This window comes from Enterobacter sp. 22499, from assembly GCF_052044815.1.
Lineage (GTDB): Bacteria > Pseudomonadota > Gammaproteobacteria > Enterobacterales > Enterobacteriaceae > Enterobacter > Enterobacter bugandensis.
Window position 1 is genome coordinate 98,872 of record NZ_JBQENR010000007.1, and the last position, 20,289, is coordinate 119,160.

Annotated in this window: 17 protein-coding genes and 3 pseudogenes; 8 read left to right on the forward strand and 12 right to left on the reverse strand. The window is 57.2% G+C overall.

Features of this window, described 5'->3' with window-relative positions:
• Nucleotides 1-41 precede the first annotated feature (41 nt).
• Complete coding sequence (locus ACTJI7_RS18460; protein ID WP_047366712.1) at nt 42-1,040, reverse strand: aldo/keto reductase; 999 nt, start codon at nt 1,038-1,040, stop codon at nt 42-44.
• 207 nt (nt 1,041-1,247) lie between these two features.
• Between ACTJI7_RS18460 and nepI the strand changes: the two genes are divergently transcribed.
• Complete coding sequence (nepI, locus tag ACTJI7_RS18465; RefSeq protein WP_192978528.1) at nt 1,248-2,438, forward strand: purine ribonucleoside efflux pump NepI; 1,191 nt, start codon at nt 1,248-1,250, stop codon at nt 2,436-2,438.
• A gap of 48 nt (nt 2,439-2,486) precedes the next feature.
• On the opposite strand, the gene ACTJI7_RS18470 is transcribed toward nepI, so the two are convergent.
• The 6 genes from ACTJI7_RS18470 to ACTJI7_RS18495 form a co-directional block, all read right to left on the reverse strand.
• On the reverse strand, nt 2,487-3,392 hold the full coding sequence (locus ACTJI7_RS18470) for an EamA family transporter (protein ID WP_047366710.1): 906 nt from the start codon (nt 3,390-3,392) through the stop codon (nt 2,487-2,489).
• Between the two features lie 147 nt (nt 3,393-3,539).
• Nucleotides 3,540-4,919, reverse strand: a complete 1,380-nt coding sequence (locus tag ACTJI7_RS18475) for a carbohydrate porin (protein ID WP_440670542.1) — start codon at nt 4,917-4,919, stop codon at nt 3,540-3,542.
• Between the two features lie 138 nt (nt 4,920-5,057).
• Entirely contained in the window at nt 5,058-5,360 is a 303-nt protein-coding gene (locus tag ACTJI7_RS18480; protein WP_028014979.1) for a PTS lactose/cellobiose transporter subunit IIA, read from the reverse strand.
• Nucleotides 5,361-5,365: 5 nt separating this feature from the next.
• Nucleotides 5,366-6,742 (reverse strand): glycoside hydrolase family 1 protein, encoded by a 1,377-nt coding sequence (locus ACTJI7_RS18485; RefSeq protein WP_192979462.1) that lies wholly within the window; start codon nt 6,740-6,742, stop codon nt 5,366-5,368.
• Nucleotides 6,743-6,759: 17 nt separating this feature from the next.
• Nucleotides 6,760-8,088 (reverse strand): PTS sugar transporter subunit IIC, encoded by a 1,329-nt coding sequence (locus ACTJI7_RS18490; RefSeq protein ID WP_063155226.1) that lies wholly within the window; start codon nt 8,086-8,088, stop codon nt 6,760-6,762.
• 11 nt (nt 8,089-8,099) lie between these two features.
• Nucleotides 8,100-8,414 (reverse strand): PTS sugar transporter subunit IIB, encoded by a 315-nt coding sequence (locus ACTJI7_RS18495; RefSeq protein WP_014830072.1) that lies wholly within the window; start codon nt 8,412-8,414, stop codon nt 8,100-8,102.
• A 293-nt stretch (nt 8,415-8,707) separates the two neighbouring features.
• Between ACTJI7_RS18495 and ACTJI7_RS18500 the strand changes: the two genes are divergently transcribed.
• Nucleotides 8,708-9,658 carry a LacI family DNA-binding transcriptional regulator gene (locus tag ACTJI7_RS18500; RefSeq protein WP_028014982.1) on the forward strand — a complete coding sequence of 317 codons (951 nt, stop codon included), beginning with the start codon at nt 8,708-8,710 and terminating at the stop codon, nt 9,656-9,658.
• 44 nt (nt 9,659-9,702) lie between these two features.
• Here the strand turns inward: ACTJI7_RS18500 and ACTJI7_RS18505 are convergent, their stop codons facing one another.
• The 5 genes from ACTJI7_RS18505 to ACTJI7_RS18525 all read right to left on the reverse strand — a co-directional run bounded on the left by ACTJI7_RS18505 (nt 9,703) and on the right by ACTJI7_RS18525 (nt 16,434).
• Nucleotides 9,703-9,999 carry a YicS family protein gene (locus ACTJI7_RS18505; protein ID WP_028014983.1) on the reverse strand — a complete coding sequence of 99 codons (297 nt, stop codon included), beginning with the start codon at nt 9,997-9,999 and terminating at the stop codon, nt 9,703-9,705.
• Nucleotides 10,000-10,120: 121 nt separating this feature from the next.
• On the reverse strand, nt 10,121-11,485 hold the full coding sequence (locus ACTJI7_RS18510) for an efflux transporter outer membrane subunit (RefSeq protein ID WP_063155225.1): 1,365 nt from the start codon (nt 11,483-11,485) through the stop codon (nt 10,121-10,123).
• Nucleotides 11,485-14,595: an efflux RND transporter permease subunit gene (locus tag ACTJI7_RS18515; protein WP_063155224.1), complete on the reverse strand. Its 3,111-nt coding sequence runs from the start codon at nt 14,593-14,595 to the stop codon at nt 11,485-11,487. The genes ACTJI7_RS18510 and ACTJI7_RS18515 overlap by 1 nt, the downstream gene beginning before the upstream one ends.
• Nucleotides 14,595-15,716, reverse strand: coding sequence for an efflux RND transporter periplasmic adaptor subunit (locus tag ACTJI7_RS18520; protein WP_045260816.1), 1,122 nt, complete (start codon nt 15,714-15,716; stop codon nt 14,595-14,597). Before ACTJI7_RS18520 ends, ACTJI7_RS18515 begins: the two co-directional genes overlap by 1 nt.
• Nucleotides 15,717-15,864: 148 nt before the next feature.
• Nucleotides 15,865-16,434 carry a TetR/AcrR family transcriptional regulator gene (locus tag ACTJI7_RS18525; RefSeq protein ID WP_048959756.1) on the reverse strand — a complete coding sequence of 190 codons (570 nt, stop codon included), beginning with the start codon at nt 16,432-16,434 and terminating at the stop codon, nt 15,865-15,867.
• 186 nt (nt 16,435-16,620) lie between these two features.
• On the opposite strand from ACTJI7_RS18525, the gene ACTJI7_RS18530 reads away from it, so the two are divergent.
• From ACTJI7_RS18530 to ACTJI7_RS18555, 6 genes and pseudogenes are all read left to right on the forward strand, one after another.
• Nucleotides 16,621-17,040 (forward strand): GNAT family N-acetyltransferase, encoded by a 420-nt coding sequence (locus ACTJI7_RS18530; protein ID WP_063155222.1) that lies wholly within the window; start codon nt 16,621-16,623, stop codon nt 17,038-17,040.
• 147 nt (nt 17,041-17,187) lie between these two features.
• Nucleotides 17,188-17,988, forward strand: coding sequence for a lipoprotein NlpA (nlpA, locus tag ACTJI7_RS18535; protein ID WP_063155221.1), 801 nt, complete (start codon nt 17,188-17,190; stop codon nt 17,986-17,988).
• 122 nt (nt 17,989-18,110) lie between these two features.
• On the forward strand, nt 18,111-18,803 hold the full coding sequence (locus tag ACTJI7_RS18540) for an MBL fold metallo-hydrolase (protein WP_063155220.1): 693 nt from the start codon (nt 18,111-18,113) through the stop codon (nt 18,801-18,803).
• Between the two features lie 26 nt (nt 18,804-18,829).
• Nucleotides 18,830-19,528, forward strand: a pseudogene (locus tag ACTJI7_RS18545) (GlxA family transcriptional regulator); the annotation flags it as partial.
• Between the two features lie 2 nt (nt 19,529-19,530).
• A pseudogene (locus tag ACTJI7_RS18550) lies at nt 19,531-19,764 on the forward strand (VENN motif pre-toxin domain-containing protein); the annotation flags it as partial.
• A 15-nt stretch (nt 19,765-19,779) separates the two neighbouring features.
• A pseudogene (locus ACTJI7_RS18555) lies at nt 19,780-20,288 on the forward strand (polymorphic toxin type 25 domain-containing protein).
• Nucleotide 20,289 lies beyond the last annotated feature (1 nt).

Consider the following 20,289-nt stretch of genomic DNA (forward strand, 5'->3'; position numbering starts at 1 on the left):
AAACCGGGGAAACCCGGTTTTTTTATTTCCAAGATGCCGTATCAGGCATTCACGCCCTTCATACCCTCGGCAGAATAACGATCGCCTTTAATCGCTACCCGGCGATGAAGGTTGTTCAACGATTCGATATCGCTCTTCTCAAGCACAATATCGGCAGCGCGCGCGTTCTCGGCCAGATAGCTGACGTGCTTAGTACCCGGAATGGGAACCAGCCGATCGTATTGTGCTAACAGCCAGGCAAGCGCAATCTGACCTGCGGTACAGCCGTATTTTGTCGCCAGCGGGGTAATGATATCGAGCAACTGGCGATTATGATCGAGGCTGGACTGAACAAATCGTTCGTTATTCTTGCGGAAATCACCTTCTGCAAAATCGTTGTTGTTCAGGTATTTTCCCGTCAGGAAGCCTCTGCCAAGAGGTGAGTAGGGCACCAGGCCGATACCTAGCGCTTTCACGACCGGCAAAATGTTTTCCTCGATGTCTCGTGTCCACAGAGAATATTCTGTTTGCAATGCGGTGACCGGATGCACCGCATGCGCCCGTTGCAGCGTTGAAGCCGACACTTCGCAAAGGCCGATGTGGTTGATCTTGCCCTCTTTAACAAGGGTGCGCAGACAATCCATACTCTCTTCGATCGGGGTTGCGTTGCTCACTCTGTGAAGATAAAAGAGGTCGATTCGCTCCACGCCAAGCCGCTTAAGGGATTCGTTACAGCAGCGGATGATATAGTCCGGCGTATTGTTGATGGTGCGGGCGTAGGACTCGTCAGGAGAGCGATCGATGCCGCACTTCGTGGCGATTTTGAACTGGTCGCGAGTGTTTTTATCCAGCCCGGCAAGAAAGTGACCGATTAGCCTTTCATTATGGCCACGGCCATATAAATTTGCGGTATCAATAAACGTCACGTTCAGATCGATGAGGTTATGCAATACCTGCAGTGAACCTTTGTCATCAGTCTGGCCATAAAATTCACTCAGACCCATGGCACCGTAGCCGACGGCACTGACGGTAAGATTTTGAGATAAAGTACGTGTTTTCATAGTTTCTCCTTTTCAGACGCTATGATTGTTTCACCTCAATTGTGGTTACTGAATTTTCATTTTCGTTATGCTGAAAAGGTATCAGTCACCGCCGATCTGCCTTCCGAATTATTAAAAACGACAAAAGTTGTCTAAACGTTAAATTCGTCACACTTTTGATGATAAACTGCGCGACTTTTCCGCACGTTTTTATCTTCAGGTGACGCTATGACAGAACATATCCAGCCCACAATCAGACCGCAGACCAAAGAGGTGTCGCGCCCCAACTGGTCGGCGGTTTTCTCCGTGGCGTTCTGCGTCGCCTGCCTGATTACCGTTGAGTTTCTGCCGGTGAGCCTGCTGACGCCGATGGCGCAGGATCTGGGCATTTCCGAAGGCGTGGCGGGGCAGTCCGTTACCGTCACCGCCTTTGTGGCGATGTTCGCCAGCCTGTTTATCACTCAGGTGATTGGCGCGATTGATCGCCGCAAAGTGGTCATTCTGTTCAGCGTGCTGCTGACGCTCTCCTGCCTGCTGGTCTCTTTCGCGGAAAGCTTCACTCTGCTGCTGCTCGGTCGCGCCTGTTTGGGGCTGGGATTAGGCGGCTTCTGGGCGATGTCGGCCTCGCTGACCATGCGCCTGGTGCCCGCGCGCACCGTGCCAAAAGCGCTGTCCGTTATCTTCGGCGCGGTCTCTATTGCGCTGGTGATTGCCGCGCCGCTGGGCAGCTTCCTTGGTGGGATTATCGGCTGGCGTAACGTCTTTAACGCGGCGGCAGTGATGGGTGTGCTCTGCATTATCTGGGTGTGGAAGGCGCTGCCGTCCCTGCCGGGCGAAGCGGCGCACCACAAACAGAACATGTTCGCGCTGCTCAAGCGTCCGGGCGTGCTGGCGGGGATGACCGCCATCTTTATGGCCTTTGCCGGGCAGTTTGCCTTTTTCACCTACATCCGCCCGGTGTTTATGACCATGGCGGGCTTTGACGTGGACGGCCTGACGCTGGTGCTGCTGAGCTTCGGTATCGCCAGCTTTATCGGCACGTCGCTGTCGTCCCAGTTCCTGAAGCGCTCCCTGAAGGTGGCGCTGGCGGGTGCGCCGTTGCTGCTGGCGGTGAGTGCCACGGTGCTGATTCTGTGGGGTAGCGACAAGTGGGTTGCCTCGGCGATTGCGATTATCTGGGGCTTTGCCTTTGCGCTGGTGCCGGTGGGCTGGTCGACGTGGATCACCCGAACGCTTGCCGATCAGGCGGAAAAAGCCGGGTCGATTCAGGTGGCGGTGATCCAGCTGGCGAACACCTGCGGTGCGGCCATTGGCGGCGTGGCGCTCGACCATCTGGGGCTGACGTCACCGCTGGTGATTTCCGGCACGCTGATGCTGCTGACCGCGCTGCTGGTGGCGGGGAAGGTTAAGGCGAAGTAGTGTTTTTCTCCCTCTCCCGTGGGAGAGGGTTGGGGTAAGGGCATCAGGCTACGCCGATGCCTTAACCCTTCTACGCGAATCCATCGAAATCAGCACCACCGACGACACAATCAGCAGCGTCCCCAGCCAGTCCGGCAGGGTGAACGCCACGCCCAGCAATATCACCGACAGCAACGCGCTGCTCAGCGGCTCGGCGCAGCTCAGAATGCTCGCCTTCGGCCCGCCGATCATCTGCGCGCCCTTCAGGTACAGGCTGAACGTCAGCGCCGTGCCGATCACCACCAGGTAGAAAAACGCCAGCAGCAGGCCGCCGTCAATCACGAAAGTGGTGCCGCGCCCGGCGTAGAACGGCGTCAGCATTAACCCGGCAATCAACATGCTCCAGCCGACAATCGGCAGCGTGCCGTAGCGGGCAATCAGCGCTGACGGATAGGTGGTGTAAAACGCGGCGGCAAACGCCGAGGCGATGCCGAAGAACAGCGCGGCAGGGGAGATGGAGAGCGAGGTTGGGTCGCCGTGGGTCACCAGCAGGAAAGTGCCGATCAACGACGTAAAAATCGCTGACAGGACAAACACGCCGGGACGCGTTTTCCGCGCCAGGGCGAACCACGCCACAATGATGGTCGGCGACAGGAACTGGAGCACGGTCGCCGTAGCGGCGTTGGATTTTTCAATCGTCAGCAGGAAGGTGAGCTGCACGGTGAGCGCGCCGACCAGCGAGAAAAACAGCAGACTGAGGGCGTCTTTACGATGCTTGATGATCGAGAAAATCTTGTCGCCGTGAACGAAGGAGAGCGTCAGCAGGATCACGCCGGTAAACAGCAGGCGAACCATGGTCAGGTAAGGCGAAGAAATGTGGCTTTTCTCCATGATGTACTGCGCGCAAACTCCGGAACTGCCCCATAAAACGGCGGCGATCAGGACGTTCAGCATCCCTTTACGTGTGGAACCCATTTTCTCCCCTGCTATGTTGTCGTTAATTGGCCAACAGCATAGCATGGTTGTGTGCGGCCTGATGCCCTCACCCCGGCCCTCTCCCACGGGGAGAGGGGGAAAACCGTAGGCCGGGTAAGCGTAGCGCCACCCGGCATGTTGTTGACCTTAGAACCACGCCTCCCACATCGCGCCGACGTTGAAGTCGTCGAGCGTCTCGTCTTTGGTATTGTTCACGCGCGCGGTGCGTTCATTATCCACCTTGCCGCCGGTGACGTAGAAGCGCAGCATCGGACGGAACTCAGGCCCCATGGCGATAGACATGTTCTGCGACAGGGTCAGCTTCCAGCCCTTGTTGTCGCCGCCGTTATCGTAGTCAACGTGCTGCCAGCCTGCTTCCAGCCAGGTGGAGTGAACGTCGTTCCACCAGTGCATTGGGCGCACGATGGCGTTGTAGTTCTTGCGGTTGTCGGTCTTATCGCGGCTGTTGTCGTAGTCGTGGAAGGCGAGGATGTACTCCACCTGCGTGGCCTGGGTGAATTTATACAGCCCTTCGAAGCTGGCGTAGACCGTGGTCAGATCTTCGGTTTTGTTGAACACGCTGTTGTCCGCGTTATCGGAGTAGCGGGCTATCACCTTGTTCACGCCGCTGTCGTTGGTGTGGCTCAGCACCACGCCGCCCTGCCAGGCGTTCAGGCGTTCGTCGCTTTCAACCGCTTTCGAATCAAAGCCGTAGTTGGCGTACAGCTCCATGTCGATCGGGCCGAGCTTCATGCCGTGGATTTTGGAGGTCGCGGCGTAGTTGCCCTTGTCGCCCGTGCCGGAACCGCCGGTACAGGTGATGCGCGACGGGTTCGCTTCGTCTTCCATCACTTCCGGACTACAGGATTCGACTGCCGCCACGGCAGCCACGTCAAACTGCACGCCGCCGATGTCGAAGTTCTTCACGCCGGCGCCCTGGCCGTCGTGGTTCATCCAGAAGTAATCGTTGATGCCCTGCTGCGGACGCTGGTGGAAGTCACGACCGGCCCAGAAGTAGGCATTTGGGTTGGAGGCCATAATGTTGCTCACCCCCGCGTAGGCTTTTTTCAGGTTAACCTCGTCGCCCCAGTGGTCGATCATCACGTTGATGTCCCAGATGGCGCCGTTGTCCCCTTTGAAGGCCTTGGAGAGCTGGAATTCCCCGCCGTTACCTTCGTTACCCAGACGACCAATCGCGGACGCGCCGTTGTAGGAGCCGTCCACCGCCACGTATTTCTGATCGGCGGCCTGGAAGTGCGCGCCGTAGCGGGCGTAGCCGGTGAATTTAATCCCGAACGGGATCGCCATATCCGGGGATTGTGCCGCGCTTTGCGGCTCGGTCACCACGTCCGCTTTTTTCGCAACCGCCGCATCCATTTTGGCCTGACGCTCGGCCAGAGCTTTATCTACCGCTTTCGCCACAATGGCGTCGATTTGCTCCTGGGTAAATTCTTGTGCGAGTACGGAAATTGGGCAAAGCGCGGCGATAACCGCCATGGTTAATGGAAGTTTTTTAATCGTATTCATGGTTATCTCAATATAGTTTAATTTTATTCAGACAATAACCATCCCGCTCCGATCTGACAGAGTATGTCGCTATCATCAGAACAAGTGGATCTCTATTTAGGGTACAGAGGTATTACATTAACTTTATTTCGCCATAGACTATCTCTGATATAAATGAATAATTTCTTCAGACAATTCACGCGCTAATAAGGAATTCATTAAATGATCCTGCGCGTGCACCATGATTAACGTCATCGGCTGGCGGCCTTCGCCCGCATCCTGCTCGATCAGTTTGGTCTGCATCTTGTGCGCCTGGCGCGCGTAGCCGTCGGCTTCGTGCAGCAGGCTTTTGGCCTCGTCAAAGTTGCCCTGACGCGCCGCGTGCAGCGCTTCAAAGCACAGGCTGCGGGACTGTCCGGCGTTGACGATAATTTCCATTACGGCTTCTTCTAGTGCGATCATCATTATTACTCTTTTTCAAAACTATTATTTAAGGCGGTGGCGGCAAACCACTCTCCGCTTTTCTTAATGGTGCGCTGCTGCGTCTCTAAATCGAGCTGAATAAATCCGTAGCGATTTTTATAGGCATTACACCACGACCAGTTATCAATAAATGTCCACATATGGTAGCCAAGGCAATTGCACCCTTCGCTAATCCCTTTGTGCAGCCACGTTAAATGCTCAGAAATAAACTCTATGCGGTATTGATCGTTAATCTGGCCATTTTCAATAAAGCGCTGTTCATTTTCGACGCCCATGCCGTTTTCAGAAATAAAGCAGCGAGGGTTGCCGTAATTGTCGCGCAGGTTAACCAGAATATCGTAAATACCCGGCTCGTAGATTTCCCAGCCGCGGTACGGATTCATCTTGCGGCCCGGCATCTCGTAGTTATCAAAGAACCACTCCGGCATAAACGGCGCCTGCGGGTTCACCGCGCTGTCGCGACACTTCACGCGGCGCGGCTGATAGTAGTTCACGCCGAGCAGGTCGATTTTCCCTTCCGCAATCAGGAAGCCGTCTTCCGGCTTGCAGGCGGGCAACTGATCGTAGGATTTCAGCAACGCCACCAGGTCGGCCGGATACTCCCCGCGCAGTACCGGGTCAAGGAAGCTGCGGTTAAACATCAGGTCCGCGATGTGAGCCGCCTTCACGTCCGCCGGGTTCTGCGAGCGCGGGTAGGACGGCGTCAGGTTCAGCACGATGCCGATCTCACCCGCGTAATGTCCGGCGCGGTAAGCCTGAACGGCCTTCGCGTGGGCCAGCACGGTGTGATACGCCACGGTGGCGGCCCGACGAAAATCCACCACGTTGGGATAGTGGAAGTCGTACAGATAACCGCCCTCCACCGGGACGATGGGCTCGTTGAAGGTAAACCAGTGCAGTACGCGGTCGCCGAACAGCTCGAAGCAGATCTGCGCATAGCGGGCGTAAGCGTCCACCACGTCACGGTTTTCCCAGCCGCCGATCTCCTGCATCGCCATCGGCATGTCGAAATGGAACAGGGTGATAAACGGCGTGATGCCCTGTTCATTCAGCTCATCAATGACCTGATTGTAAAAATCGACCGCTTCCGGGTTCACTTCACCGATACCGTCGGGGATCAGGCGTGCCCAGCTAATCGAGGTACGAAAGCTGTTGTGGTTCAGCTGCTTTAACAGCTGAATGTCCGTTTTCCAGTTTTGATAAAACGTGGAGGTATGCTGCGGCCCCACGCCGTTGTGAAAACGGTTCGGCTCGCGGGCAAACCAGTAATCCCATGTGGTTTCCCCCTCTCTTGCCCCTTCGGTCTGGAGAGCGGAGCTTGCGCTGCCCCACCAGAAGTTATCGGGAAATGCGTATTTCATGTCCTTTCCTCTTTGACTTAATTGCTTGCGGCTTCAGCGGTACCGACGGTTGCAGCCTGGGCTTTTTGCTCTTCGTTTTTAATCAGCGTACGCTCATAGGCGCGCAGGAACGGCAGGTACATCAGCGCGGACATCACCATGCAGACCAGGCACATCACCACCGGGCTCAGCGCCCAGTTTGCCGCCCATGAGGCACCAATCGGCGCGGGGGTGGTCCACGGGGTTAATGACACCACCTGAGCCAGCCAGCCGAGCTTCGTTGCGCCGTACGCCAGGCAGGCATTGACCAGCGGAACAAACACGAACGGGATAAACAGCATCGGGTTCATGATGATCGGCGCGCCGAACAGAATCGGCTCATTGATGTTAAAGAAGCTCGGCACAATGCCCATTTTACCGATGGTGCGCAGGTGCGTGGCGCGGCTGCGCAGCAGCAGGAACGCCAGCGGCAGCGTGGAGCCTACGCCGCCAATCAGCAGGTAGTGATCCCAGAAGCCCTGCAGGTAAACGTGCGGCAGCGCCGCGCCTGCGGCGAGCGCCGCCTGGTTTGCGGAGAGGTTCGCCATCCAGAATGGGTTCATGATGCCGGTGACAATCAGCGAGCCGTGAATACCGGCAAACCAGAAGATCTGGCACAGCAGCACGGAGAGCAGTATCGCGGGCAGGGAGTCGGATGCGGATACCAGCGGCTCCAGCAGGTGCATGATCGCCTGCGGGATGATCATTCCGGTCTGCGCTTCAATGAACAGGTTCAGCGGGTGCAGCGTACCGATCACCACCATCACCGGGATCAGGATCTCAAACGAACGCGCCACGCCGGTGGGCACTTCCTTCGGCAGGCGGATGGTCACGTTGTTCTGCTTCAGCCACGCATAGACGCGGGTGGCGTAAATCGCGGTGATAAGCGCGGTAAAGATGCCCTGACCGGAGAGATACTGGGTCGAGATTTTACCGTCGGCATACGGCGCGGCGACCAGCAGGAAGGCCATAAAGGCCAGCAGGCCGGACATCACTGGGTCGAGGTTAAACTGACGCCCCAGGCTCGCCCCAATCCCCACCGAAATGAAGAAGGTCATCACGCCCATGCTGAGGTTAAACGGCAGCATCAGCTGTTCGCGGTAGGTCTGGGAGAAATCCAGCCAGCCGCGGGCGAAGCTGTTGGTGGTATCCGCCGAGAACGGCGGGAAGATGAACACCAGCATAAACGAGCCGATGATCATAAACGGCAGCGCGGCGGTAAAGCCGTCGCGGATGGCAATCACATACTTTTGCTGGCCGAGCTTCGCGGCCAGCGGGGTAATTGACTGCTCAATCACCGCGACCATGGATTGATATAACGAACTCATGTGAACACCTTTTAGTGTGCCGCTTCGATGAGCGACAGAGCATAGTCCAGTACTTTATCGCCACGCTGCATGCCGTAGTCCATCATGTCGATGGGCTGCACCGGAATGCCTTTCGTAGCCGCCTTGTCTGAGAGTGTCTGTAACATGTATTTCACTTGCGGTCCGAGAAGTACCACCTGGTATTGCGGAAACTGCGTATCAAATTCGGAAACACCGTACGCATCAATCTTCACCGGCAAACCACGTTCTTTCGCGACATCGACCATTTTGCTAACCAGCAGGCTGGTGGACATCCCGGCAGAACAACACAGCATAATCTTGAACATCGACAACCATCCTCTAAATGTAAATAGTTATTGCGAGAATGATTGGACATGATACGGAAACCGGTTTCCATTTATAAAAAGCAGAACTGTGATAACCATCAAGATCCAATGCTTATGAGGCTAATTAACCGGATGTGGGTCACATAATTTGGCTGTTCTGACATCATTTTGAGTGGAAACGGAAAATCGGTTTCCATGAAAAACGGAAACGGATATACTCCGTTCTGGCTATAATGTGAGCCGTAGCGGTTATGGAATTTGCAGGCGCGAGGTTAGCCTGCCAGGGGAAAGAGATGTCGACAATCAATGATGTATCACGTCTGGCCGGGGTGTCTAAAGCCACGGTATCGCGAGTGTTGAGTGGGTCACGTGGCGTTAAGGAAGCCAGCCGTCAGGCCGTGCTGAAGGCGGTGGATGAGCTGAACTACCGGCCTAACGTGATTGCCCAGTCGCTGCTGAGCCAGTCGACGGGCTGCATTGGGGTGATTTGCGCGCAGGAAAACATTAACCAGACCACCGGGTATCTTTACGCGCTGGAAAAACAGCTCAGCCAGCACCAAAAACACCTGCTGCTGCGCTTCGCCCATAGCAAAGCGGAAGTGATGAATGCTCTTGAAGAACTCTCCTGCGGCCTGTGTGACGACATTCTGGTGATTGGCGCCCGTTTCCCGCTGGACGTGGATATGGAAAACGTCATTCTGGTGGACTGCATGGAGGCTGATAACTCCAACAGCATTCAGTTCGATCACGCCTTTGCCGCCGAAACCGCCTGTAACTATCTGACCAGCCAGGGGCGTCGCCAGATTGCGCTGATCCATCCCCACGGCAGCGGGTTTGCCGACCAGGTGCTGCTTGGCTATAAGCACGCGCTGGAGAAAAATTTCCTGCCTTTTAATCGCAACCTCGTCTTTATGGACGCGACCTCCTCGTCCGTTGCGCTTCAGGAATTACTCAACAACGCGTCCACGCTAAACTTCAACGCGTTACTGGTGGCGGACGAGCAGGAAGCCCAGCGGGTGATCCCGCAGCTGCAGGCGTTTAATAAATCCGTACCGGACGACATTATGGTCTTTAGCCTGGCCGGATCGCTGCACCTGCCGGGTATTCCGGTGATCCCGGCGATTGAATATTCCATGGATGCCATGGCGGCGCGTATCGTAAGCTGGCTGACGGAGAAAACGCAGATGCTCGGGTCCTATGTTCTGCGCGGGGATCTCATCATTCCGGACGTGCGGAAGCGTTAAAACATTTTCCAGGCCGGGTAAGCGCAGCGCCACCCGGCGAGAACTCAATAATCTTCCAGACAATCCACCTGACCAACCGCAGCCCAGTAGGCGTCCAGGTTGTCGCGCTTCACGGCGGTGATGGCGTTTTTGATCAGCAGCTGATTGGCCTCGGACGACAAAATCATCTCCTGCCAGGCCTTATCGCTCTGCTTTTTCTGTGGCGTACAGGTTTTCTTAATATCTTTCAGGACCTGTTGCTTAATCTGCGCCTCTTTCGCCGGATCGTCCTTTTCCTGAGCATGGACAAACGCGGCGAAGAGCAGACAAACCAGCAGGCAGACCAGGTGCGCAGCTTTCATCAACAACCCCCTTTAGACGTCACAGGCTTCCCATGAAATATATCGTTACATTCAGTGTAGCGATTCCAGTCGAAAGTATGATTTTCTCTTTTCTGCGCATGAGAATCGCCCACCGATAAGGTTACTGGATCCCCCCGCCCAGCGACTGCCACAGCGTGATGCGGTTCTCCAGGTCGGTTTGCTGCAGCGCAATCAGCGATTCCTGCGCCGACCACAGCGACCGCTGCGCAGTCAGTACCGTCAGATAATCCCCCGCGCCCGCCTTATAGCTGCGCGTTGCCACATCCAGCGTTTTTTGCTCGGCCGCCACGTATTCTCGCTGGGCATCAAGCTGCTCGCTGAGCGTTTCACGGCGCGCCAGCGCGTCGGCCACGTCTTTAAACGCGCTCTGGATGGCTTTTTCATAGGTCGCAATTAACCCTTTTTTCTCGGCTTCTGCATAACGCAGCTGCGCCAGATTGTTGCCACCGCTGAACAGCGGCAGGGTGATGGACGGCGCGAATGACCAGACCTTCATCCCGTGGCTGAACAGGGAGGAGAGCGAGTCGCTGCCGACGCCCGCGCTGGCGGTCAGTGAAATGGTCGGGAAGAAGTTGGCGCGCGCCGCGCCGATATTGGCGTTGGCGCTCAGCAGGTTATGCTCCGCTTCCTGAATGTCCGGGCGGCGCAGCAGCGCGCTGGAGCTGACGCCCGCCGGGATCAGCGTGATGGCGTTGTTGCTCAGGCTCTCCAGCGTACCGGGCAGCAGGTTCTCCGGCACCGTATCGCCCGCCAGCAGATTGAGGGCATTTTTATCCTGCATCACCAGCGTCCGGTAGCTTGCTACGCTGGCGCGCGCCTGCTGGTAAACCGCCATCGCTTCACTGACGTCCGTAGCCGCCGCGACGCCCACTTCCTGCTGGCGCTTCACAATCTTCAGCGAGTTTGCCGCGCTCTCCATTGTGGATTTCGCCAGCGCCAGGTTGCTGTTATCCGCCGCCAGCGTCACCCAGGCCGTGGTCAGCTCGCTAACCATCGTCAGGCGCGTGTTCTGCGCGGTGAACTCGCTGGCAAGCCAGGTTTCACGCGCGGCGCGGGAGAGGCTCTGGTTGCGACCAAACAGATCCAGCTCGAAGCTGGAGACCGCGCCGTTGGCTTCGTCGCTTGTCGCAACACCGCTTGCCAGCGTGCGGCTGCGGGTGTGGCTCAGCTCGGCGTCCACCGTCGGAAACAGGGACGAGCGCGTTTCACCGTACTGTGCGCGGGCGGCGTCGATATCCGCGATCGCTTTTTGCACGTCGCGGTTGCTGTTCAGCGCCATCGTCACCACGCTTTTCAGCCTCGCGTCGTTCATCACCTGCTGCCACTGGCTCACCACGGCGGTGGCTTCGCCGTGCGCGCCGGGCAAGGTCGCCGGGACGGGAGCGTCCGGGCGTTGATAGGTAGGGTCTAACGACACACACCCTGCGCTCAGCAGGGCTAACGCTAAAACAGTGACACGAAACATTATGACCTCCGGTTCGCGTGTTTACCGGAGAACAGACGTTTCACCAGTACAAAGAATAAAGGGACGAAGAAGATCGCCAGCAGCGTCGCGGCCAGCGTTCCGCCGATAATGCCGGTACCAATTGCCACGCGGCTGTTGGCACCGGCACCGGTTGCAACGGCCAGCGGCGTCACCCCTGCGATAAACGCCAGCGACGTCATGATGATGGGACGCAGACGCGTCTGGGCGGCACGCAGGGCGGCGCGCGTCAGGGAGTAACCTTCTGCAACTTTGGCTTCGGCAAACTCGACAATCAGGATGGCGTTCTTCGACGACAGGCCGATAGTGGTGAGCAGCGCCACCTGGAAGTAGACGTCATTACTCAGGCCGCGCAGGGAGGCGGCAAGCGCCGCACCCAGCACCCCAAGCGGGATCACCAGGATGACCGAAATCGGCACCGACCAGCTCTCATACAGCGCCGCCAGGCACAGGAACACCACGAGAATGGAAAGGGCATAAAGGCTCATTGCCTGACCGCTCGCCAGTTTTTCCTGCAACGATAAACCGCTCCACGCCCAGGTGCTGCCGGATGGCAGGCTGTTTGCCAGCTGCTCCATTTTGCTCATCGCCGTGCCGGAGCTCGCGCCGCTGGCGTTTTCGCCCTGTATCTCATACGCCGCCGAGCCGTTGTAGCGCACCAGGCTTTCCGGGCCATACTCCCAGCGGGTGGTGGCGAAGGCGGAGAACGGGGTCATGGTGCTGTCGCTGCCGCGCACATACCATTTGTTGAGATCGGACGGCACGGCGCGATAGTCGCTGTCACCCTGGATGTAGACCTTTTTCACACGGCCGCGATCGATAAAGTCGTTCACGTAGGTCCCGCCCCAGGCGCTGGAGAGGGTGTTGGTGACGTCGCTGAGGGACAGCCCCAGCGACACGGCCTTGTTGTTGTCGATATCCACCTGAAGCTGCGGCATCTGCGGCAGATCGTTGGCGCGCACGGCGTGCAGCGAGCTGTCCTGGTTGGCTTCGCCAATCAGCTGGTTACGCAGTTTCAGCAGCGCATCGCGGTCGGTGCCGCCGCTGGCCATCAGCTCAAAGGTAAAGCCGTTGCTCTGGCCCAGGCCGTCTACCGCAGGCGGCGTCATCGCAAAGATGGTCGCATCGCGGATGGTGCTCAGTTCCTGCGTGGCACGCAGGGCGATGGCCTGAGCCGTGTTTGCATCCCCTTTACGCTCTGACCAGTTCTTCAGGGAGACAAACGCCATCCCGGCGTTCTGGCCGCTGCCGCTGAAGCTGAAGCCTTCAATGGTGAAGATCACGTTGGTGTTGGCTTTCTCTTTGGTGAGGAACCACTCGCGCACCTGGCGGCTGACTTCGGCGGTACGTACCGTCGTCGCGCCGGCTGGCAGGGTGTACTGCACCATGATTTCGCCCTGGTCTTCCGTCGGCAGGAAGCTGCCCGGCAGCTTAAGCATGGCGAAGCCCATCGCGCCGCAGAGCAGGGCGTAGATGACCAGCATGCCGCCGGAACGGCGCAGAGCGCGCAGCACCTTGTTCTGATAACCGCGCTCGGTCCTGCTGTAGAAGCGGTTAAACGCGCCGAAGAAGCCCTTTTTGTGCGGCGTCGTGTGGCTCAGAATCGAGCCGCAGAGCGCGGGCGTCAGGGTCAGCGCCACCACCACGGAGAGGAACATCGCCGAAATAATGGTGACCGAGAACTGACGGTAAATCACCCCGGTGGAGCCGCCGAAGAAGGCCATCGGCAGGAATACCGCAGAGAGTACCAGCGCAATGGCGACCAGCGCGCCGGAGATTTCGCCCATCGATTTCTCGGTGGCTTCCCGGGCGGGCAGCCCCTCGTCGCGCATAATACGCTCGACGTTTTCCACCACCACGATGGCGTCATCCACCAAAAGCCCAATCGCCAGCACCATGGCAAACAGCGTCAGGGTATTGATGGAGTAGCCGAACAGCGCCAGCACGCCGAAGGTACCCAGCAGAACGACAGGTACCGCCAACGCGGGGATCAGCGTCGCGCGGATGTTTTGCAGGAACAGGTACATCACCACCACCACGAGGACAATGGCTTCGAACAGGGTCTGAATCACGTCCTCAACGGAGATCTTGATGAACTCGGTGCTGTCCTTCGGGTAGGCCACGTCGTAGCCTTCCGGCATCGACTTTTTGAACTCGGCAATCTTGTCTTTCACCGCCGTCGCAGTGTTGAGCGCGTTCGCACCCGGTGAGAGCATGACTGCCATACCCGCCGCCGGGTGGCCGTTGAGCTTCGCGGTGGCGGTATAATCTTCGCTGCCCATCTCCACGCGGGCGACATCGCTGATGCGCACCACCGCGCCGTTGGATTGGCTCTTCACAATGATGTTTTTAAACTGATCCACCGTCTGCAGGCGCGACTGGGCGCGGACGGTGGCGGTCAGCTGCTGGGCGTTCGACGAGGGCAGCGCGCCGATTTTACCGGCGGAGACCTGCACGTTCTGCGCTTCAATCGCGCTCTGCACGTCGGACGGCATCAGCGAGTAGGACGCCAGCTTTGCCGGGTCGAGCCAGATGCGCATCGCGTATTCCGCCCCGAACACCTGCAGGCTCCCGACGCCTTCCACGCGCGCCAGCGGATCCTGCATATTACTCACCAGCCAGTCGGCAATATCCGAGCTGCTGGCGGTGTCGGTTTTATCGTACACGCCCATGATCAGCAGGAAGTTGCTCTGGGATTTTTCGACGGTGATCCCGGACTGCTGCACCTCGGTGGGCAGGCGTGATTCGGCCTGCTGGACTTTATTCTGCACCTGCACCTGAGCGGTGTCCGGGTCAGTGCCCTGCTCGAAGGTGACGGTAATGCTCACCGATCCGTCCGAGCTGCTGGTGGAGGTGAAGTAGAGCAGGTTATCCAGCCCGGTCAGCTGCTGCTCGATCACCTGCGTCACGCTGTTTTCCAGCGTCTGCGCGGAGGCACCGGTATAGGTGGCGGAGATTTTGATCGACGGCGGCGCAACGTCCGGGTACTGCGCGACTGGCAGCGTGCGGATGGCCAGCATCCCGGCGAGCATGATAAGAATAGCGATAACCCAGGCAAAGACCGGGCGACGCACGAAGAAACGGGAAAACATCAGGCGTTTCCTCCGTTGGCTTTCATCTCTTCGGCCTTCACTTCCTGCCCGGCGGTGACTTTGTCAGTACCTTCCACAATCAGCCTGTCGCCCGCCTTCAGCCCGCTCAGCACCAGCCATTTGTCGCCGTAGGTGTCACCCGTTTCCAGCTGACGCTGCTCGACCTTGTTGCTGGCATTGACCACCAGAGCGGTGGCGGTGCCTTTGGCGTCACGGGTGATGCCCTGCTGCGGCGCGAGGATCGCGTCGCTCATGACGCCTTCATCTACCCTGGCGCGGACAAACATGCCCGGCAGGAGCTGATGCTGCGGGTTCGGGAAGACGGCGCGCAGCGTGACCGAGCCGGTTGATTCATCCACCGCCACTTCGGTTAACGCCAGGCGGCCTTTCTCGCTGTAGGTGCTGCCGTCTTCGAGGATTAACGACACGCTTAGCGTATCGCTATTGGTGGCAAGGGTTTGCTTGCGTAAACGCAGCAGATCGGCGCTGGAACGGGTTAAGTCGACGTACATGCTGTCCAGCCCGCGAATGGTGGCGAGCGCGGTATCCTGCTGGGCGGTGACCAGCGCGCCGGGGGTGACGGAGGAGATGCCGATGCGTCCGGCAATCGGCGCGGTGACTGTGGTCCAGTTGAGGTTAATGCGCGCGCTCTCCTGCGCGGCCTTCTTTGATTCAACGCTGGCCTTGTCCTGCGCGCAGGTGGACTTCGCGTCTTCTGCGTCCTGACGCGACACGCCGTCGTCTTTCACCAGCTGCGCATAGCGCTGGGCTTTCTGGCAGTCGGCCTGCACCAGCGCCTGGGCCTGTTTCAGCGCCGCGGCGGCTTCATCAAACGCCGCGCGGTAGCTGGAAGGGTCAATTTGATACAGCGCCTGTCCGGCCTTCACGGTATCGCCTTCGGTGAACAACCTCTTCTGAATAATGCCGCCCACCTGCGGGCGCACTTCGGCGCTCATGGCGGCGGTGGTGCGGCCCGTGAGCTCGCTGACGACGGAGACCGGCTGGCTCATGAGGGTGACAATCCCCACATCCGGAAGAGGATGCTGGGGAGCAGATGTTTGCGCATTATCGCACCCGGTCAGGAGGAGTAATGCCGCGATGGAGGTTGTTATGGTTTTCATAATCTTTTTCCAGGGTGAACGATGCCTGCCCTGTTAAAGGATCAACAGGGAGGGGGGCTATTTAAAGGCACAGCGATACCGCATCTCCGGCAAGGCCGGAAATGTAAAGTTGGGAAATTACTTATTCCCGCTAATTATTCACATGCGATTACTTCGCAGAGAAAAGCATATTTAAAATATTCTGATAGATAGGCTCTAATTGTTCTGACGGTACTTTTAAAGGCGTGAGTCGACGGTAAATCGTGCCTTCGATCATCACCGCGGTAATTTCCACGCAGCAGCGAATATGTTCATCGCTCAGATGGGGAAATTGTTTTTTCAGGTGCGCACAGGCGTTGGTAAACATCCGGGCATCGGCTGCGATCAGCATGGCCGCCACCTGCGGGTTACGGGTCGCCTCGGCAGACATTTCGAGCATCAACGCATCGTCGTCTTCGTTGAGCGTCTGACGCCAGGCGAGCGCCTGCGGCATCCCTTCCACCACCGTTTTGTCCTGCATCCCTTCGATGCGTGAGTCGATAATGCGGCGGATCATCTCTTCAATAATCGCGTCTTTGTTACTGAAATAACGGTAAATTTGCCCGACGCTAAGCTTCGCCTCACTGGCAATTTGCGACATGCTGGCGGCGTGAAATCCGCTGGCGCGAAAGCAGCGACGCGCGGCGGTGATGATTTCGTCCTGACGTTGTTTTTGTCGTTCTTCCAGCTTTGTGCTCATCGTCGTCTACCGTGTAAAAGTGAGAATGATCGTTCTCAGTATACGTTTTGGGTGCGTATTGGAAAGGCTTTTTTTATTTAGTTATTGAGTGAATGTTTCTGTATTAAAAAAATGGAGGAAATTAGGAGTTTTTATGAAGGTTAAGCTGTGAGATATTCAAATTGCGCGGAAAATAAGGAGAGAAATATGCACCTGAGCATTACTTATAATGTAACACCCGCAGAAAAAGAAGAGCTATTTGTGGGGTTAAGAGCCTATAACGGACAGTTTATCGATCTGACAAACTTTAGCGGCGACATTGGTGTTTATGTACGAGACGATAAAGGCGTCATGCTCGGCGGGCTCATTGGGGTGCGTAAAGGTGACTGGCTGAATATCGATTTTCTCTGGGTCAGCGACACCGTGCGGGGTACCGGCGTGGGCAGCCAGCTTATCAAAACGGCGGAAGATGAAGCCAGACGCAAAGGCTGCAAGCATGCGCTGGTGGATACCGTCAGCTTCCAGGCGCGTCCGTTCTATGAAAAACAGGGGTACCAGTTGCAGATGTCTTTGCAGGATTATCCGTACCCGGGCATGCAGCGACATTACTTGGCGAAAGTCCTTTAAGCTCTGAATCCGTAGGCCGGGTAAGCGCAGCATCACCCGGCCATACCCGCATATAACTTATCCTTCTTATTGATTCTTTTTCGTTTTTTATTTCACCGCCTCGTTGTCGATATAGTCACTACAACATTCAGCAAAAGGAACTTTCTCGTGAAACGTCGATTGGGTGCTCTGGTTCTCGCTGGCCTGCTGCTGGCAGGGTGCGATCAAAGTGGCAGCGATGCCAAACACATAAAAGTGGGCGTCATCAACGGCGCTGAACAGGACGTGGCGGAAGTCGCTAAAAAGGTGGCAAAAGAGAAATATGGCCTGGACGTGGAGCTGGTCGGCTTCAGCGGCTCGCTATTGCCCAACGATGCCACTAACCAGGGAGAGCTGGATGCCAACGTCTTCCAGCATCGCCCGTTCCTTGCAGAAGATAACAAGGCGCATGGCTACAAGCTGGTGGCCGTGGCGAACACCTTTGTTTTCCCGATGGCCGGCTATTCCCGCAAAATCAAATCCGTCTCTGACCTGAAGGACGGGGCGACTATCGCCATTCCAAACGATCCGACCAACCTTGGCCGCGCGCTGCTGCTGCTGCAAAAAGAGAAGCTCATCACCCTGAAGCCGGATACCGGGCTGCTGCCGACGGCGCTGGATATTATCGCCAACCCTAAGCAGCTGAAAATCATGGAACTGGAAGGGGCACAGCTGCCGCGCGTGCTGGATGACCCGAAAGTGGATGTCGCCATCATCAGCACCACCTATATTCAGCAAACCGGGCTGTCGCCGGTGCATGACAGCGTCTTTATTGAAGATAAAAACTCGCCGTACGTGAACATCGTGGTGACGCGCGAAGACAACAAAGACGCGGAGAACGTGAAGGCGTTTATCCAGTCCTATCAGTCACCGGAAGTGGCGAAAGCGGCAGAGACGATCTTTAACGGCGGGGCGGTGCCGGGCTGGTAAAGGTGCCGGCAGAAAACGCGGTGATGAAAATGGCCCGATACCATCGGTAATCGCCCTTTAGCCCACAGCACCAATTGTGACGGCTGGCTATCCTCCTTATCACACCAACCGGAGGATAGCCCATGAACATTACCCAAATTCGCAATGCCACCCTGCTGATTACCTACGCCGGAAAACGCCTTTTAATCGACCCGATGCTGGCCCCGAAAGGCGCTTATCCGGGCTTTCCCGGTACGGCGCATGACGATCACTGGGATCGCACCGCGGCAGAGCGGATCGCCAAAGACAAACCGATCTACGTGCAAAACGATCGTGACGCCGCGCTGCTGCGCAGCCAGGGGTTTAGCAACCTGACGATCATGACCGACGAGACCACCTTCGGGGAGGTTCGGATTGCGAAAACGTACGGCGGCCAGCACGGGACCGACCGCGCTTACGCCGTGCCAGAACTGGCGGAGCGGCTGGGCGAGGCCTGTGGCGTGGTGCTGCGTCATCCTGATGAGAAGACGCTCTATCTTGCCGGGGATACCATCTGGCGCGAAGAGGTGGCAGCCGATCTGCAAAAACACCAGCCAGATGTGGTGGTACTGAACGCCGGTAATGCCCACGTCATCGGCTTTGGGCCCATTATTATGGGACAGGAAGATGTGCTTAACGTCCATTTCCTGCTGCCGCAGGCTAAAATCGTCGCGAGCCACATGGAGGCGATTAACCACTGCCTGTTGACCCGCAGCGCGCTGCGTGAGTACGTCGAAGCCAACCAGGTGAGCGATGTGGTGAGCATTCCCCAGGATGGCGAAACCGTTATATTCTGAGTGCGTTAACGGGAAAGGAGAGACAGATGTCGCTAATCAACGTCGCGATTGTCGCGGTAGACGGGTTCAGCCCGTTCCACTACTCCGTTCCCTGCATTCTGTTTGGTGATTCGGTCTCCGGCGAAAAGCGCTTTAACGTGACGATCTGCGCCGAAACGCCGGGGTTGCTTACCTCAAAAGACGGGTTTGCCCTCAACGCCACGCAGGATTACACCGCCATCGGGCAGGCAGACATTGTTGTCGTTCCCTACTGGCAGCACGTCCTTGAACGGCCGCCTCAGGCGCTGCTCGACAGCCTGGTGTTGGCGAGAGACAACGGCGCGGAAATTGTCGGCCTGTGTCTGGGGTCGTTTGTGCTGGCCTGGGCGGGGATCCTCGACGGTAAACGGGCCGCCACCCACTGGGAGTTTGAACATCATTTCCAGTCGCTCTTTCCGAACGTCCAGCTGGATATCAATGCCCTCTACGTGGATGACGGCAATATCATCACCTCTGCCGGTACCGCGGCTGCGCTGGACTGCTGCCTGTACATCATTCGCCAGCGTTTTGGCAGCGTCGTCGCCAACCAGATTGCCCGTCGGATGATTGTCCCGCCCCATCGCGAGGGCGGGCAGGCGCAGTTCATCGCCCAGCCGGTTCCGAAAGATACCCGTGACGCACGTATTAACTGCCTGATCGACTACCTGCAGCAGCACATCACCGAACCGCATAGTCTGGACTCGCTGGTGCTGCGGGAGCTGCGGGGGCCGCGTCAGGGGAGCTGGCTGCGCATGCTATAGCCAGCGTGCTCTATCCGGAAGTGAAAGACCTGTCGAAACTGAGCGAAGATCAAATGCAGACGGTCATTACGCTGGCTTCAGTATCGGCGGGGATGGCGGGTGGATTGGCGGGAGGGAGTACGGCTTCGGCAGCTGCTGGGGCGCAAGGTGGGAAGAACGCGGCAGAGAATAATGCTACCTCAAACTGGGGTGGATTAGTGCCTCCAGCAACACAACAGGATGCTTCACTGGCTTTCGATCTCGGCGGTAAAGGTGTATCTCCCGACAAAATTAACAAGGCTATTAAAGACTCTCATATTGGTCCATCAGTAGGGGATACGGCAAAAATCCATGGTGATGTAAAAGGTCAGGTGGCTGTTGGTTATGTCGGCGGGGGCTATCTGGAGGGGTCCTTTCAGAAGATAAATTCGCAATTAATGGCGGGATAACAAAGGTGTTTGGCTGGCGCGCGGATGCGTCGGCTGGATTAACTTTCGGGCCTTATCCAATTAAGGATTTCAATCCGGCTTATGATTATTCCGGTTCCATATCCGCTGGTATTTTTTCAATTGAAGGATCTGTAGGTAAAGATGGCGTTGGTGGTGCTTTCAGAATTGGCGGAGGTATTGGTGCTAGTATCCGACAAAGTGAAAATCATAACAACCTGCCGGAGATCGACGGCGCTGGCAGTACCGAACTCGTATCCTGGCCCTTCAAAAAGGATTAAT